General features: G+C 36.6%; 14 protein-coding genes. 8 read left to right on the top strand and 6 right to left on the bottom strand.

Going from position 1 to position 16,460, the window contains the following annotated elements; genetic code table 11:
* Positions 1-20 precede the first annotated feature (20 nt).
* Together ileS and K9M53_RS14640 are read left to right on the top strand one after the other, a co-directional pair.
* On the top strand, positions 21-3,377 hold the full coding sequence (gene ileS, locus K9M53_RS14645; protein WP_224016310.1) for an isoleucine--tRNA ligase: 3,357 nt from the start codon (positions 21-23) through the stop codon (positions 3,375-3,377).
* Position 3,378: 1 nt separating this feature from the next.
* Positions 3,379-4,212, top strand: coding sequence for a TraR/DksA family transcriptional regulator (locus K9M53_RS14640; protein ID WP_224016308.1), 834 nt, complete (start codon positions 3,379-3,381; stop codon positions 4,210-4,212).
* A 55-nt stretch (positions 4,213-4,267) separates the two neighbouring features.
* Here the strand turns inward: K9M53_RS14640 and K9M53_RS14635 are convergent, their stop codons facing one another.
* A complete protein-coding gene (locus tag K9M53_RS14635; RefSeq protein WP_224016307.1) occupies positions 4,268-4,624 on the bottom strand; it encodes a hypothetical protein in 357 nt (118 codons plus the stop codon).
* Between the two features lie 119 nt (positions 4,625-4,743).
* Between K9M53_RS14635 and rbfA the strand changes: the two genes are divergently transcribed.
* Positions 4,744-5,112 (top strand): 30S ribosome-binding factor RbfA, encoded by a 369-nt coding sequence (rbfA, locus tag K9M53_RS14630; protein ID WP_224016305.1) that lies wholly within the window; start codon positions 4,744-4,746, stop codon positions 5,110-5,112.
* Positions 5,113-5,409: 297 nt separating this feature from the next.
* Entirely contained in the window at positions 5,410-6,642 is a 1,233-nt protein-coding gene (locus tag K9M53_RS14625; RefSeq protein WP_224016302.1) for an FtsX-like permease family protein, read from the top strand.
* Positions 6,643-6,705: 63 nt separating this feature from the next.
* On the opposite strand, the gene K9M53_RS14620 is transcribed toward K9M53_RS14625, so the two are convergent.
* Positions 6,706-7,542, bottom strand: a complete 837-nt coding sequence (locus K9M53_RS14620) for a transketolase (RefSeq protein WP_224016300.1) — start codon at positions 7,540-7,542, stop codon at positions 6,706-6,708.
* 280 nt (positions 7,543-7,822) lie between these two features.
* On the opposite strand from K9M53_RS14620, the gene K9M53_RS14615 reads away from it, so the two are divergent.
* A complete protein-coding gene (locus K9M53_RS14615) occupies positions 7,823-8,959 on the top strand; it encodes a glycosyltransferase family 4 protein (protein ID WP_224016297.1) in 1,137 nt (378 codons plus the stop codon).
* Here K9M53_RS14615 and ggt read toward each other — a convergent pair whose 3' ends face one another.
* The 4 genes from ggt to dxs form a co-directional block, all read right to left on the bottom strand.
* A complete protein-coding gene (gene ggt, locus K9M53_RS14610) occupies positions 8,960-10,648 on the bottom strand; it encodes a gamma-glutamyltransferase (RefSeq protein WP_224016295.1) in 1,689 nt (562 codons plus the stop codon). It abuts the gene before it with no gap.
* A 25-nt stretch (positions 10,649-10,673) separates the two neighbouring features.
* Positions 10,674-11,036 carry a hypothetical protein gene (locus tag K9M53_RS14605; protein ID WP_224016293.1) on the bottom strand — a complete coding sequence of 121 codons (363 nt, stop codon included), beginning with the start codon at positions 11,034-11,036 and terminating at the stop codon, positions 10,674-10,676.
* Positions 11,037-11,123: 87 nt separating this feature from the next.
* Positions 11,124-11,315 carry a hypothetical protein gene (locus K9M53_RS14600; RefSeq protein WP_224016290.1) on the bottom strand — a complete coding sequence of 64 codons (192 nt, stop codon included), beginning with the start codon at positions 11,313-11,315 and terminating at the stop codon, positions 11,124-11,126.
* A gap of 124 nt (positions 11,316-11,439) precedes the next feature.
* Positions 11,440-13,365, bottom strand: a complete 1,926-nt coding sequence (gene dxs, locus K9M53_RS14595; RefSeq protein ID WP_224016288.1) for a 1-deoxy-D-xylulose-5-phosphate synthase — start codon at positions 13,363-13,365, stop codon at positions 11,440-11,442.
* Positions 13,366-13,629: 264 nt separating this feature from the next.
* On the opposite strand from dxs, the gene K9M53_RS14590 reads away from it, so the two are divergent.
* The 3 genes from K9M53_RS14590 to K9M53_RS14580 are packed head-to-tail and all read left to right on the top strand — an operon-like array spanning position 13,630 to position 16,456.
* Positions 13,630-14,298, top strand: a complete 669-nt coding sequence (locus K9M53_RS14590; RefSeq protein WP_224016286.1) for a hypothetical protein — start codon at positions 13,630-13,632, stop codon at positions 14,296-14,298.
* A gap of 6 nt (positions 14,299-14,304) precedes the next feature.
* Positions 14,305-15,060, top strand: coding sequence for a prolipoprotein diacylglyceryl transferase (locus K9M53_RS14585; protein WP_224016283.1), 756 nt, complete (start codon positions 14,305-14,307; stop codon positions 15,058-15,060).
* Positions 15,053-16,456 carry a radical SAM protein gene (locus K9M53_RS14580; protein ID WP_224016280.1) on the top strand — a complete coding sequence of 468 codons (1,404 nt, stop codon included), beginning with the start codon at positions 15,053-15,055 and terminating at the stop codon, positions 16,454-16,456. Before K9M53_RS14585 ends, K9M53_RS14580 begins: the two co-directional genes overlap by 8 nt.
* The last annotated feature ends 4 nt before the right edge of the window (positions 16,457-16,460 follow it).

Here is a 16,460-nt window from a genome sequence, read left to right as displayed (position 1 = left end):
CTTATTCAAGAAAGTAGTTAATGTCAGCAAAGTATAAAGAATATCAACAGCTTAATTTACCGTCAATAGGTGAAGAAATACTCGAAAAATGGTCAAAACATAACAGTTTTGAAAAAAGTATCGAGTTAAGAGAAGGAAAAACTCCATTTGTTTTTTATGAAGGCCCTCCAAGCGCTAATGGAATGCCAGGTATTCATCACGTTATCAGCCGCACATTAAAAGATCTGGTTTGCCGCTATAAAACTATGCAAGGTTACCAGGTAAAGCGAAAAGGCGGTTGGGATACGCATGGTTTACCTGTCGAATTAGGCGTTGAAAAATTATTAGGTATTACAAAGGAAGATATTGGTAAAAAAATATCCGTAGAGGAATACAATGCTACTTGTCGCAAAGAGGTTTTAAAATACAAAGACAAGTGGGATGATATCACAAAAAAAATGGGTTACTGGGTTGATTTGAACGACCCGTACATCACATTTGAAAACAATTACATCGAATCACTTTGGTGGTGCTTGAGTGAACTATATAAAAAAGGATTGTTGTATGAAGATGTGAGCATACAACCTTATTCACCTGCAGCAGGAACGGGATTAAGCTCTCACGAGTTAAACCAACCGGGTACTTACAAAGATGTAAAAGATACTAGTGCTGTTGTGATGTTCCGTGCTGAGCAAGATGCAAAAAGCAAATTTTTGCATGATGCAGTGAACGGCGATGAGGTTTTCTTTATGGCATGGACGACTACTCCATGGACATTGCCTTCTAATTTAGGGTTAACTGTTGGTCCTAATATTGACTATGTATTAGTGAACACATTCAACCCTTATACACATCTTCCGGTTAATGTAATTCTTGCAAAAGCCTTATTAGGCAAATATTTTAAGCCCGAAGGAGAGAATATTGGTTTTGAGGATTACAACGAAAAAGCAAAAATTCTTCCCTGGAAAATTGTATTAGCCTTTAAAGGAAAAGATATTGAAGAGTGTAAATATGAGCAATTACTACCTTATGAAGCCAATACCAAAGAACATAGTGGAGGAAACCCTTTCCGTGTTATTACCGGCGATTTTGTAACTACAGAAGATGGTACCGGGATTGTACATACAGCTCCTGCATTTGGTGCAGATGATTTTAAAGCAGGGAAGAAAAATAACCTGGGTATATTGATATTGGTTGACAAAGAAGGAAAATTTATAAATGGCGTAGGTGAATTCAGCGGTCGCTTTGTAAAAGATTATCGTAATGAACCGAACTATGTCGACGTAAACGTTGACATCTGTGTAAAATTGAAAAAAGAAAATCGTGCCTTTAAAATAGAAAAGTACGAACACAATTATCCGCATTGCTGGCGTACCGATAAGCCAATTATTTATTACCCGTTGGATGCATGGTTCATTAAAACCACTGCAGCCAAAGAAAGAATGGTGGAATTGAATAAAACCATCAACTGGAAACCGGCAGCAACAGGAACAGGGCGTTTTGGTAACTGGCTGGAAAATATGGTGGACTGGAATTTAAGTCGCAGCCGTTTTTGGGGAACGCCTTTGCCGGTTTGGAGAACAGAAGGTGGTGAAGAAGAAAAATGCATTGGCTCCATTGCTGAATTAAATACTGAAATAAAAAAAGCGGCTGAACTATTCGGGGATGATACCAATAAAAATTATTTACACGAAGGAATATTGGATCTGCATAAACCTTATGTAGATGAAATTATTTTAGCAAGTGCTTCCGGTAAAAAAATGAAACGTGTTGCAGACTTAGTAGACGTTTGGTTTGATAGTGGTGCTATGCCTTATGCACAATGGCATTTTCCTTTTGAAAATAAAGAAACGTTCAAGCAAAATTTTCCGGCAGATTTTATCGCCGAAGGTGTAGACCAAACAAGAGGCTGGTTTTATACCTTGCACGTATTAGGGGTGTTATTGTTTGATAGCGTTGCTTATAAAACCGTTGTGAGTAATGGTTTGGTATTGGATAAGAACGGTAACAAAATGAGCAAGCGTTTAGGAAACGTAGTTGATCCATTTGATACCATTCATAAATACGGGGCTGATGCAACACGCTGGTATTTGATCACCAACGCATCGCCATGGGATAGCTTAAAATTTGATATTGACGGAATTAAAGAGGTACAACGTAAGTTCTTCGGAACATTATACAATACTTACCAATTCTTTGCTTTGTATGCAAATGTGGATGGCTTTACATTCAAAGAAAAATATATTCCGGTAAAAGAACGCCCTGAATTAGACCAATGGATATTGTCTTCTTTAAACACATTAATAACTACAGTGCAGGAAGCTTTGGATGATTATGAACCAACAGCTTCGGGTCGTGCTGTCGAAGATTTCGTTGACGAACATTTGAGTAACTGGTATGTGCGTTTATGCCGTCGCCGTTTTTGGAAAGGGGAGTATGAGTTTGACAAGATCTGCGCTTATCAAACCTTATATGAATGCTTGGAAACATTAAGCAGGTTGATTGCTCCTATTGCACCTTTCTTTGCAGATTGGTTATTCGGCAATTTGGAAGAAACAACCGGCCGTATAAATGTAGCATCTGTTCATCACAGCGATTTTCCAAAAGCTGACAGCAATGTAATTAATGAAGACCTGGAAAAAAGAATGCAATTGGCGCAAGATGTATCTTCTCTAATATTATCATTACGCAAGAAAGTAAATATTAAGGTTCGTCAGCCATTGCAAAAGGTTTTTATACCCGCTTTGGATACGGAGATGGCAAATCGCATAAAATCTGTAGAAGAAATCATTAAAGCAGAAACTAATATCAAAGAAGTTGATATATTGTCTGCCAATAACGATTTTATCCGTAAAAAAGCAAAAGCCAATTTCAAAACCCTGGGTAAACGGCTCGGGCCAAAAATGAAATGGGCGGCAGAAAAAATAGCCCAATTCGATAATGAAACAATTGATAAGGTTTCGTTGTTAAAAGAAGAATATATTTTAAATTCTGATTATAAGACCAATAACGAAGAGCCTGTCTTTATCATATTAGAAGATTTAGAAATATCTACAGATGAGATTCCGGGCTATGAAATAGCAAGTAAGGGATCTTTAACCGTAGCTCTTGATATTACAATAAATGATGATCTGAAAAGTGAAGGCGATGCAAGAGAGTTTGTAAATCGAATACAAAATATTAGAAAAGAAAATAACTTTGAGCTTACAGATCGCATAAATGTTGAAATATCGGAAAATACAGAGCTGCAAAAATCAATAATTCAATTTAAAGATTATATTTGCGCCGAAATTTTGGCAGATTCGCTTGCTTTTCTCCCTGTTTTAACTCAACAAGGTATTGAAATTGAGGTGAATAACGCCATCGTAACAGTTAACGTACTTAAAAAAGCAACATAGTATGGCAACAAAAAAGAAAGTAACACCGAAAAAAGCTGCTAAACCCATTAAAAAGTCAGCTCCGGCTAAAAAAGCTGCTCCTAAAAAAGTGGCTAAAAAGCCTGTTGCTAAAAAACCTGTTGCTAAGGCTAAATCAAAACCAGCTCCTAAACCTGCTGCTAAAAAAGCGGTAAAACCAGCGCCTAAAAAAGCTGCCCCGGTTAAAAAAGTAGCTGCAAAAGCGCCTGCAAAACAAGTTAAACCGGCACCTAAGCCAGCTCCTAAACCGGCTGCTAAGGTAGTTGCAGCAAAAGCAATAACGCCAGCCAAACCTGTTGCAAGTAAAGATGTTAAAGCAAAAGATATTAAAGTAACCCCTGCTAAACCGGTAGTGATCCCAAAAATTACTACTAAAACGGTTCGTAAATATCAACCCGAATTTACCAAATCGGTTTTAGACAGGCCTAAACAAGACCCGGGTGCACCAACCATGAGATACAGCGATACCGAATTGGCCGAATTCAGAGAAATCATTATGCGTAAGCTTGATGCCGCAAAAAAAGAATTATCATACCTCCATGGCCTAATCACACGTAAAGATGAAATGGGAGGAGACGAAACCGATAACCGCTACATGACAATGGAAGACGGAAGTTTAAGTATGGAGAGAGAGCAACTTAGCCAGATGGCAAGTCGCCAGATAACTTTTATCGACCATTTGGAAAAAGCGTTAATGCGTATAGAAAATAAAACCTATGGCATTTGTCGTGTTACAGGCAAATTGATCGATAAAGCCCGTTTACGTGCAGTACCTCATGCAACATTAAGCATTGAGGCTAAAATGGGATCTAAATAAGATCAAATAATTATTTATTATAAAAAAGGAAGATGCAACATCTTCCTTTTTCTTTTTAAAGCTTGCCGAAGAAATTGGAGATATTAAAATAAAGATCAAGTTTTCGACCATCTGAAAATTCAAGTGATAATATATCGAAAGGCGAACCATTATGAGTATTTAACGATTGTGTTTTAACGACATAATCTGAATAATGTTCTTTGATCCATTTGTATTCAGCACTTATGCCTTTTGTTTCAGTTTGTTCCATTATTACAATTGCCGTTTCATAAGACAATCCATCATCTCCAACCTTAGGGGCAGCAGGGGCAAATCCTTTTGATGAAAAAGCCGATGTTGTTGTTTTTTTAGAAGAAGAACAGGAACTTACTGTTACGGTAAGGGCTAATAGCAGGTAAAATAGTTTTCGCATGGTCTTTATTTGATAAGGTTAAATATTTTGTGGAAGATATATAAAATCTATTTATAACGTAAAATATTTATAGTTAATAAATGTAGCAAACAACTTAATTTTATATTCTACAACATAAAATGCAAGAGAGTAAAAGACAAAAACAGGTAGCCGGGTTATTAAACGAGGAATTAAATGCGATATTTCTGCGCATGGGTTTAACTATGATGAATGGCGGGATGATCTCCATTGCATCAGTAAAAATCACTCCGGATCTGTATGACGCAAGAGTATATTTAAGCGCCTTCCAGGTAAAAGATACCAATGAAGTTCTAAAGACCTTTGAAGAAAAAACCAAGGAAATAAGAAAAGAATTAGGAGCAAGGGTACGTCATCAGCTACGTAGTATTCCTGAATTAAAGTTTTATATAGACGATACCCTGGATTATGTTTTTAAAATGGAAGAACTGTTTGATAAAATAAAAAAAGAAGAGGAAGATAAAAAATAGCTTAAACTATAAATTTTGAAATACAGAATTACTCCAGCTAATATATTCTGTTTGTTTTTGCTAAGTATTTCCTTTTATTATGGAATAATTTCAAAAAATGGGAATGATAATTTGGGCGCATCCTACTTTCTTTTTTTCTCGCTATTTGTTTTATTAGGCGATTTCCTTATTCAGTTGCTTGTCAACAATTACAAGAAACTTCTAATTATAGAATCTGTTAGTTTAATTATAGTTATTACTTTAGCTTTAATTTCATGATGTGATCATTGTGTCATTCTATTTTATAAACCTGCTATATTGAACTTACTCTTTGCCTGGAGATATTTTAAAGCAAAAAAAAGCGCTAATGCCATAAATATTATTGCATGGGTAACTGTTGGCGTAATAGCATTTGCAACTGCCTGTCAAATATTGGTATTGAGTGTTTTTAATGGATTTGAAGATCTTGTAAAATCCTTATACGCTTCTTTTTATACGGACATAAAAATAATTCCTGCAAAAGGAAAAACGTTTACACTTACCCATGAGCAGTTAAGCCTACTACAAAAGCAATCATCAGTTAACGCTGTTTCTTTAATAGCTGAAGAAAAGGCCTTATTAAAAAATGAAGATGATCAAACCATTGTTTATTTAAAAGGGGTAGATGAGAATTATACAAAAGTTACAGACGTTGCTTCTAAAATTGTAGAAGGAGACAGCAGCTTTAATTTAGGTACAGCTAATAACCCGCAGTTAATAGTTGGGTCGGGGATACAAAGTGCAGTAGGTATTAATACCGATGGAGCTTTGCCGGCATCAATCCTGACCGTTATTCTTCCCAAAATAAAAATTACAAATGCCGATCCTTTGCAATCATTAAGTGAAGGCAATGCAAAAGCAAGTGCTGTTTTTTTAATTCAGCAGGAGTTTGATAATAAATATGCTATTACCAATATTGATTTTGTAAAACAACAAATGGGTTTTAGTAATGATGAATACAGTGCTGTTGAAATTAAGCTTGCCAGTAAAGCCGATCTGCAATTAGCCAAACAACAACTATCTTCTTTATTGGGGAATAATTATAAAGTGCAAACCAAATATGAGCAGAACACCAGCTTGTATAATACTATGAAACTGGAGAAATGGTTTATTTATGCTGTTCTTACATTGATCTTAATAATAGCAGCCTTTAATATGATAAGCGCATTAACTATGTTAGTGCTGGAAAAGAAAAAAGATATCAGCATTTTACAAAGCTTAGGTGCCGATCAAAAACGTATTCTTAAAATATTTTTGAGCGAAGGCTTATTATTAGGAACTATCGGAGCAGCTACCGGTATTATACTGGCAACAATAGTTTGTATTCTTCAATTAAAATATAAATTGATAAAACTGCAAGGTGGAACTTTTTTAATAGATTATTTTCCGGTAAAAATGCAGGCAACTGATTTTGTTTTAGTAGCAGCAACATCAATGATCATTGCATTTATAGCATCCTGGTTGCCCGCATATAAAGCGGCTAAACAAAAGTTTGAATTAAGAGGAAATTAACTGCCAGTGAATAAAAAAGCCGCAATCAATTGCAGCTTTATAAAAATAAAATTCTTTTAAGGTTTAATAGTCACCCAAAGTTTCAGGCAATTGTGCCAACGCACTTTTCAACTGCTCATCATTTGGTGCAATACCATGCCATGCATGACTGCCTTCCATAAAATCAACTCCTTTACCCATTACAGTACGCATCAATATTACAATAGGCTTTCCTTTTCCTACAAATGTTTTCGCTTTGGCTAACGTGGCTACTACCTCATCCATGTCGTTTCCATGGTCTAAATGAATTACTTCCCAGCCAAATGCAGTAAACTTTGCAGCAAGGTCGCCAAGATTCATTACTTTATTAGTAGTGCCATCTATTTGTTGTCCGTTCCAATCAACTGTAGAGATCAGGTTATCTACCTTATGGTGTGCAGCAAACATTATTGCTTCCCAGTTTTGCCCTTCATCCAATTCACCATCACCATGTAAAGAAAAAACCAGGTTATTATCCTTGTTCAATTTTTTTGATAAAGCAGCGCCAATAGCAACACTCATTCCCTGCCCTAATGAACCGGTAGCAATTCTAACTCCCGGTAAATGTTCGTGAGTAGTGGGGTGCCCTTGTAAGCGGCTGTTTAATCTTCTAAAAGTTGCCAATTCCTGCAGTGGAAAATAATTACTGCGAGCTAATGTGCTATAAAATACAGGCGAAATATGCCCGTTGCTTAATACAAAAACATCCTCGCCAATTGCGTCCATGCTGAATTGCGGATTATGTTTCATTGCATTAAAATACAATGCGGTAAAGTATTCTGTACATCCTAAAGATCCACCCGGATGACCACTTTGTACTGCATGAACCATACGCACAATATCTCTTCTTATTTGCGTAGCGATATCTTTTAAATTGCTCATTCTTATAAAGTTTCGGGCTGCAAACCTACTTTAAAACTATTCTTAAAACAAAAGAAAAGTTGAATTAATCAAATGATATCATAAAAAACAACAATATCTTTGAGAATTGTCATCCCTTGCTGCATTATTTTTTAAATTTTTAAAAGATTTTAACAATTATTTTTTCAAGCAACGTATATTTACTTAATCGAATCTATTTCTTGTTAAAGAACTTTGATTGTGTGAACATCTGAGTAGATTTGCGGAAGGATACTTGAATTATTTACCTTAACACCTCTGCATGGATAATATAGTTTTAAGTGCTGTGCTGGCTTTTTTAATTACATTTTTTGCCATTCCAATCATTATACAGGTTGCCAGGGATAAGAAATTGTTTGATGAGCCGGACGAAAGAAAGGTTCATAAAATTGTGATTCCTACATTAGGAGGTTTAGGAATTTTTGCAGGGTTTATTTTAGCCACTTTATTAGGAACTCCCTCTTTACATGGTGCCAGTAGAGAATTGCAATTTTTTGCAGCCGCAGCATTAGTGATTTTCTTTTTAGGGATAAAAGATGATATCCTGGTTTTATCTGCAGCCAAAAAATTTGTTGGTCAATTAATTGCTGCAGGCATTGTTATAAAATTTGGCGGTGTTCAAATAACTAATATGCATGGCTTTTTAGGAATTGAACAAATACCTCGAATCGGCAGCATCATTCTTACATTGTTTACGATAATTGTTATCACTAATTCATTTAACCTAATAGATGGTGTTGATGGATTAGCGGGTAGCCTTGGTTTATTAACGACCTTGCTTTTTGGAACTTATTTTTATTATTTAGGTCCATCTTTCTTAGTGTTTGCTGTAATGGCGTTTTCACTTGCAGGAAGCTTAATAGCATTTCTAATTTATAATTTTTCTCCGGCAAAAATATTCATGGGGGATACCGGCTCTTTGCTGATTGGATTAACAAATTCAATACTGGTAATAAAATTTATAAACATTGCAGGAAACCCTTCTGTTAAGTTTCCTATAGAAGCTGCCCCGGCAATAGGGTTTGCTATTTTAATAGTTCCTTTGTTTGATACGTTGCGTGTATTTGGTCTACGCATATTAAGCCGTCGTTCTCCTTTTAGCCCGGATAGAAACCATGTGCATCATATGTTGCTTGACCTGGGATTTAGTCATAAGACAATAACATTGACTTGCGTGGGCACTAATATCATCTTTATTGCCTTAGCTTTTTTTCTGCGTGGATTCGGAACAACAATTATAATAGGTATTTTACTTTCCTGCGCATTGATATTAACCGGAATCATCTATTATCTGCGCCCACGGAAAAAAGTAAAAGAGAAGCGAATTACCAATGATGAAATGATCAAAACGCATAAGATATTTGCGTTAACACCTAAAGCTTTGGAGGCTGAATCATAGTCAATAGCCTTCTGCATCATCATCTCCATTTTTATCTGCAACAGAAATAATTTGTTTATTCTTAATTGTAATTAATTCTATTCTTCGATAGCTTTTAACAGGCTTTACTTTATATCCCATTTGTTGTAAAGATGAGATTACAGAAGTATCGAAGCCGGGCTCTGTCCATATTTCGTCGGGCAACCATTGGTGATGAAACTTAGGTTTATTAACCGCATTTTCGGCAGATAAATTAAATTCCAATAGATTAATTGTAGTTTGAAATACACTTGTAGGAATAGTTGTTCCACCTGGAGTTCCAACTACAATATATGGCTGACCATTTTTAAGGATGATTGTCGGCGCCATGCTGCTTAACATCCGTTTATTGGGTGCTATAGAATTTTGCTCATTACCAACAGCGCCATATAAATTAGGAACACCGGGTTTTACGCTAAAATCATCCATCTCATTATTTAATAAAAAACCGGCACCGCCAACAACTGTTTTACTACCATAATGAGCATTTAATGTGGTAGTAACTGAAACAGCATTACCATATTTATCTACAACACTGAGATGTGTTGTTTGAAAACTTTCTTTTAAATTTCCAGCCTGTACATCTTTACTATTACCAGCTTTGCCGGAAACAAAATCTTTCATTCGTTGCGACAGATAAAAATCACTTGTTAATGTATCTACAGGAACTTGTACAAAATCAGGGTCACCCAAAAATTTTGCCCTGTCTGCATAAGCTCTTCGTTCTGCCTCGGTTATTAATTGTATAGATAAAGGGCTATTAAATTTTAATGCAGCAATATTCCTGTGTTCAATCATCTTTAATAATTGTTGTAGAATGATACCGCCACTGCTTGGCAAAGGCATTGTTAGTATGCGATAGCCTTTATAATTAAAGTCCATCACTTTTCTTTCTGCTGCAGAATAATTTTTAAGATCGTCATAACTGATCAATCCCTTGCCTCTTTGCATTTCCTCTACAATAAGTTTAGCAGTTTCACCTTCGTAGAAACCTTTTTGTCCATAATCACGAATGCGCTTTAATGTATTGGCTAAATCTTTTTGAACAAGCGTATCACCCTTTTTCCAAGCTGTGCTTTTCACAAATGCGGATGGTTTGGTATTTAATCGTATAAAATTTTCTTTCGCACTATTTAAATTATCAGCTTCCGATTGAGTAATTACAAATCCTTTTTCTGCCAGGTCAATAGCAGGCTGAATTAATTTTTTAAAAGAGAGCTTTCCATATTTTGCCGCTTTAAATAAACCTGCAACTGTGCCCGGCACACCTACCGCCAAATGACCATCTAGCGATAAATTCTGTACAGGGTTTCCGGCGCTGTCTAAATACATATCTCTATATGCTTTGGAAGGTGCCTTTTCTCTAAAATCCAATGCGATGTTTTTGCCATTATTTAAATGCGCTACCATAAAACCGCCGCCGCCAATATTGCCTGCGCCGGGATAAACTACTGCCAATGCTAATTGTACTGCAATAGAAGCATCTATGGCATTGCCACCTTGTTTTAAAATATTGATGCCAACTTTACTTGCCAACGGATGTGCACATACTACAGAGCCGTTTTTAGAATGAATACTTTTTTGACTGGAATATGAATATGGATTGAGTTGTGCCTGACAGGCTATACAACAAAAAAGAATTATTAAGAGAATAGTAAATTTTGAAGTCATAATATTTCTCTTAGTGTAATGAAGTTTATTGTAGTTTTTCAATATCATCCATATCCTTGTGACGACCGGAACTTTGCTTAGCTTTTAGCAATTGATCATAATTAATAAACCTGATCCGAAGATTATCTTCTTCATAGATTTTTGCTGATGTAAAAGCTTCTTCAAATTGCAATCCTTTTACCGCTTTCATAATATCGATAGAAACAGGAGGTCTGCCATAAGTAAATACATCGATTGAATTATCGTGTAAAAACCTTTCTTCAGTAAGATCAGTAGTTGGCAAGCCAAATTGAGCAAATGCTTTTCTAAGCTTTTGAAGATTTAACAAAGTTGTATTTACCCAAATATCCATATCGCCTGTAGTACGACGATAGCCATGCAATATCACAGCGACCTCCTACTAATAAATACTCTACTTCATTTTCGTTTAAAGCATTAATAAAATCTCTGAAATCATCATTGAAGATATTTCCCATTACTGAGTATGTTTTCTAACAGAAAATAATTTTTTCTCCATTTTAGGGGGAGTGTTATGATCTATTCCGTATGCCATGCAGGTAAGATACCAGGACTGTTGTAATCTTTCTGATAAAGTATCGTTGGAGTTAAAGCGCTTCGCTTTTTCTGCTTCTTTAAAAGAACCGCTGCTTGATATGCTTTTATCCATCCTATACATACCTAAATTTAATTAAAAAGGTGAATAATGTTATGGGGTTGCAGTGAGTGATCCTTCGTGCCTCAGGATAAACTCCACGATGTTTAATTAAGAGACAGATGCTAAGTACAAAAAATTATTGCAACATATTTACATTCACCTTCAACATTTCACGAATAGCTTGTGCAATATGGTTCGCATCAATTTCGATTTCGTTGTATAATTCTTTTGGGGTGCCGTGTTCAACAATGCGATCAGGAATGCCCAATATTTTTACTTCAGCCTTATAGTTGTGTTCATTCATGAATTCGAGAATAGCACTGCCAAAGCCTCCTTTAACCGTTCCATCTTCGATAGTAATTATTTTATTGAATTTGCTGAACACTTCATGCAGCAATTGTTCATCCAATGGTTTTGCAAAGCGCATATCGTAATGCGCAGGATTTATTCCATCGGCTTTTACATCACGAATGGCAGATGCTGCAAAGTTTCCGGGATGACCAAAAGAAAGTATTGCCAACTCTTTACCATCTTTCAACTTTCTACCCTTGCCAATTTGTATTTCTTCAAACGGTGTTTTCCATTCGGGCATAACACCTTCGCCACGGGGATATCGGATAGAGAAAGGATTTTTTGTTGAATCCAACTGCGCTGTGTACATAAGATTACGCAATTCTTTTTCATTCATTGGCGCACTTACGATCATGTTAGGAACGCAGCGCATAAACGCAATATCATAAACGCCGTGATGCGTCGGTCCATCTTCGCCTACTAAACCCGCTCTGTCTAAACAAAATATCACAGGTAGATTTTGGATCGCCACATCATGTATAACCATATCATACGCACGCTGCATAAAGGAAGAATAAATGGTACAAAACACTTTCATGCCCTGCGTTGCCATACCGGCGCTGAGTGTAACAGCATGTTGCTCTGCAATGCCTACATCAAATGCACGATTCGGCATTTTTTCCATCATGTATTTTAAAGAGGAACCACTTGGCATTGCGGGGGTGATGCCGAATATCTTATCATTCTTTTCAGCCAGCTCAATAATGGTATGACCAAATACATCCTGGTATTTTGGCGGCTGTGGTAAATCGAATTTCTTTTTATAGATCTCACCGGTCACTTTATCAAACAAACCGGGCGCATGCCATTTCGTTTGATCTTTCTCTGCCAGTTCATACCCTTTTCCCTTTACTGTTTTAATATGTAAAATTTTTGGACCGGGAATATCTTTTAGATCTTTCAACGTATCTACCAGCTTGGTAATATTATGTCCATCTATCGGGCCAAAATAACGCAGCTTTAAAGATTCAAATAAGTTGCTGCTTTTGCTTACCACGCCTTTTAAGCCTGCTTCGATCTTGGAAGCAATATCTCTTGAAAAATTCTTACCGACAGGTAACTTACCTAATGCTTTCCAAAAATCATCTCTAAACTTATTATAGGTCTGTGAAGTGGTAATATCAGTTAAGTATTCTTTCAATGCACCAACACTTGGGTCGATGCCCATATTATTATCATTCAGAATGATCAACACATTGCTTTTGGCAATGCCAGCATGATTCATTGCTTCAAATGCCATTCCCGCCGTCATAGCACCATCGCCAATAACAGCTACATGTTGCCGATCTTTTTCTCCTTTGTAATGAGAAGCCATTGCCATGCCCAATGCTGCTGATATAGAAGTGGAGGAGTGCCCTACGCCGAAAGTATCGTATTCGCTTTCGCTGCGTTTAGGAAAACCACTGATGCCATGATATTTTCTGTTGGTAGGAAAGACGTCTTTACGACCGGTTAATATTTTGTGCCCATACGCCTGGTGCCCAACATCCCAAACCAATTGATCGTAGGGAGTATTAAAAACATAATGCAATGCAACCGTTAATTCCACCACGCCTAAACTAGCTCCAAAATGACCGCCATGCACGCTCACTACATCAATAATGTATTGACGCAGCTCATCGCAAAGCTGGTGTAGTTGTTCCCTGCTCAACTTTTTCATGTCGGCAGGTGAATTTATTGTGGCTAAAAGTTTACCGGGCTTGATTTCCATTGCCTAGATTTATCTGTAAAAATACATTTTTTAATACAAGCGGCAAGAGTCCGTTCGGTCATTACAATACTTTATGCTTTTTTTAATAAGGACTAGGCCAAGAATTTTGGTACAAGCTAAAGCTTTTTCATGGCAGCATCGTTGCGTCGCAATTACTTTATCGGTATATTATTGATCCACTTTAATTAAAGCGTAGATAAAAGGTTAATTTTAATACGCCTTAAAATAAGCTTCAATTCTTTACCTTTAATAAAATAACCGTATATGAGAAACTTTTTTGCATTTATTCCACTCGTATGCTTGTCTGTCATTTTGCTGCATTCCTGCGACAGCCAAAGCTGCTCTAAAAAAATACCGTGCCCGGGTTATGACGGCGCTGTTTTAGATGATTGGTTTCCTTATCATGACGGGCAAAAAATAACATTTAAAGACTCTTTAAACAACGCATATCTTATTTCATTTATTCTCGCCGATTCAACTGTTCCTTACGATATTACCAATGGGTTTGACAGACCTAATCAAAACTGTTCATCAAGAAAACTATTTACCAGTGTTGCACAAAAAGATAGCGCCGGCAATTACATTAATTTTTCTATCAGCCTGAATAATTCATTGGCACAATACACCAATACAGCAGTTAAAAGCGTAGTGTTCAATTTAGGGAATAACAATTTTTATGGTAATAACTTAACTGCATCTGGCATACAATATTTTAATGTCAGTTACAGTAATGGGTATACGAATAACATATATCCCAGAACGCTTACGGACTATTCTTTAAATGGCACCAACTATTCTTTGGCTCAATCCATTACGAATGACTCCGCTTTTCTCAATAATTTAGATGGAGTTTATGAAGTTACTTATGCAAAAGGCGATGGCATTATCGAGTTCAAGTCAAACCCCGGAAACATTACCTGGATCAAACAATAAACAATTATGAATTTTCCTGTAATGGTTTCAGTAGGCGGCACTAAGATCACGCTTCATTTAATTACAGAGATACTCGGCTTTTTTATTGGTTTTCGTTATTTCCTCTACCTGAAAAGAAAACAAGGCGACATTATTGAACAACAAAAAAGAATGTGGGTATTGGTAGGTGCTATATTTGGCGCATTAATAGGAAGCAGGCTGGTAGGCAGTTTGGAGCGACCCTATGAATTATTTCGAACCAAAGATCTGTGGGAATATATTTATAATAATAAAACAGTGTTGGGTGGTTTTTTAGGAGGATTATTGGGTGTTGAATTGATGAAAAAAATTATCGGTGAAAAGCAAAACACAGGCGACCTGTTCACCTACCCGATCATATTAGCATTAATGGTCGGCCGCATTGGATGTTTTTCGATGGGTATTTATGAAGAAACCTACGGCTCTCCTACTCATTTTTTTACGGGAATGAATTTAGGTGATGGAATATTACGACATCCCGTAGCTTTATATGAAATTGTTTTTTTGCTGTTGCTATGTCTTGTTATGTTGCAATTGGATAAAAGATATGTATTGGCAGAAGGAGCACGCTTTAAACTATTTTTGATAGCTTATTGCATGTTCCGGTTTTTAGTTGATTTTATAAAGCCACGCTATTTCACGCTGTTAGGATTATCCACCATTCAACTTGCAGCTTTATTAGGATTGATCTATTATTATAAATATTTGCTTCATCCCAAAAAACTATTGAAACAATATGCCTGAACGCCCTTATACCTATTACGATTTTACATTGAGCATTTGCAGCACTTGCCTGCGTCGGGTAGATGCAAAAATTGTATTTGAAGAGGAGAAAGTGTATATGCTTAAAAACTGTCCGCAGCATGGATTTGAAAAAGTGCTGATAGCATCGGATGCGGCTTATTATAAAAGCATCCGCAATTATAATAAACCATCCGAAACACCTTTGCAATTCAATACCAAAACGCATTATGGTTGCCCTTATGATTGTGGCTTGTGCCAGGATCATGAGCAGCATAGCTGTTTAACGGTCATTGAAATTACCGACAGGTGCAATCTTACCTGTCCTACCTGTTATGCCATGAGCTCACCGCATTATGGAAGACACAGAACGATCGAAGAAGTGGAAAAAATGCTGGACATAATTGTAGCGAATGAAGGCACGCCCGATGTAGTACAAATAAGCGGCGGTGAACCTACGGTACATCCCGATTTTTTTGCCATACTGGATATTGCCAAATCAAAACCTATACGACATTTAATGTTGAATACAAACGGCATTCGTATTGCAAAAGATTTTGAATTTGCAAAACAGCTGGCATCTTATATGCCCGACTTTGAGATCTATTTACAGTTTGATTCTTTTAAGCCGGAAGCGTTGGAGCAGTTACGTGGCAAAGATCTCACAGATGTTCGTATGAAGGCATTGGAACATTTGAATGCGTTAAATCTTTCTACCACATTGGTAGTTACTTTACAACAAGGTGTAAATGATGATGAAATAGGAAAGATCATTGAGTTTGCCTTGCAGCAACGTTGTGTAAGAGGTGTAACATTTCAACCAACACAAATTGCCGGCAGAACAGAGAATTTTGATCCTGCTACAGACAGAATAACGTTAACGGATGTACGAACAAAAATTTTAGAGCAAACCAATATCTTTCAGCCAAACGACCTGATCCCTGTACCTTGTAACCCCGATGCTTTGGCAATGGGATATGCATTAAAACTGGCAAGACAGGTTTTTCCTTTAACGCGTTACATTGATCCTGCATTTTTATTAGACAATAGCAGGAACACCATTGTGTATGAGCAAGACGAAACATTGCACAATCAAATGATAAAGATTTTCAGCACCGGTATTTCGGTTGACAGGGTAGAAGAAAACATGCAGCAATTATTATGTTGCCTGCCGCAAATACAGGCGCCCGGCTTAACATATGAAAACCTGTTTCGCATTATTATCATGCGCTTTATTGACGCCTATGATTTTGATGTGCGAGCCATCAAAAAGAGCTGCGTGCATATTGTTCATAAAGACGGAAGGATCGTTCCTTTTGAAACGATGAATTTGTTTTACCGGGATGAGAAGGAAAATTATTTAAAAGAGTTACAAAAAGAAAGAAGCTTTATCAATTAAAATA

The sequence above is a fragment of the Ferruginibacter albus genome, from assembly GCF_020042285.1.
Lineage (GTDB): Bacteria > Bacteroidota > Bacteroidia > Chitinophagales > Chitinophagaceae > Ferruginibacter > Ferruginibacter albus.
The sequence above is the reverse complement of the archived record's forward strand: the minus strand, read 5'-3'. Positions and strand labels throughout refer to the sequence as shown.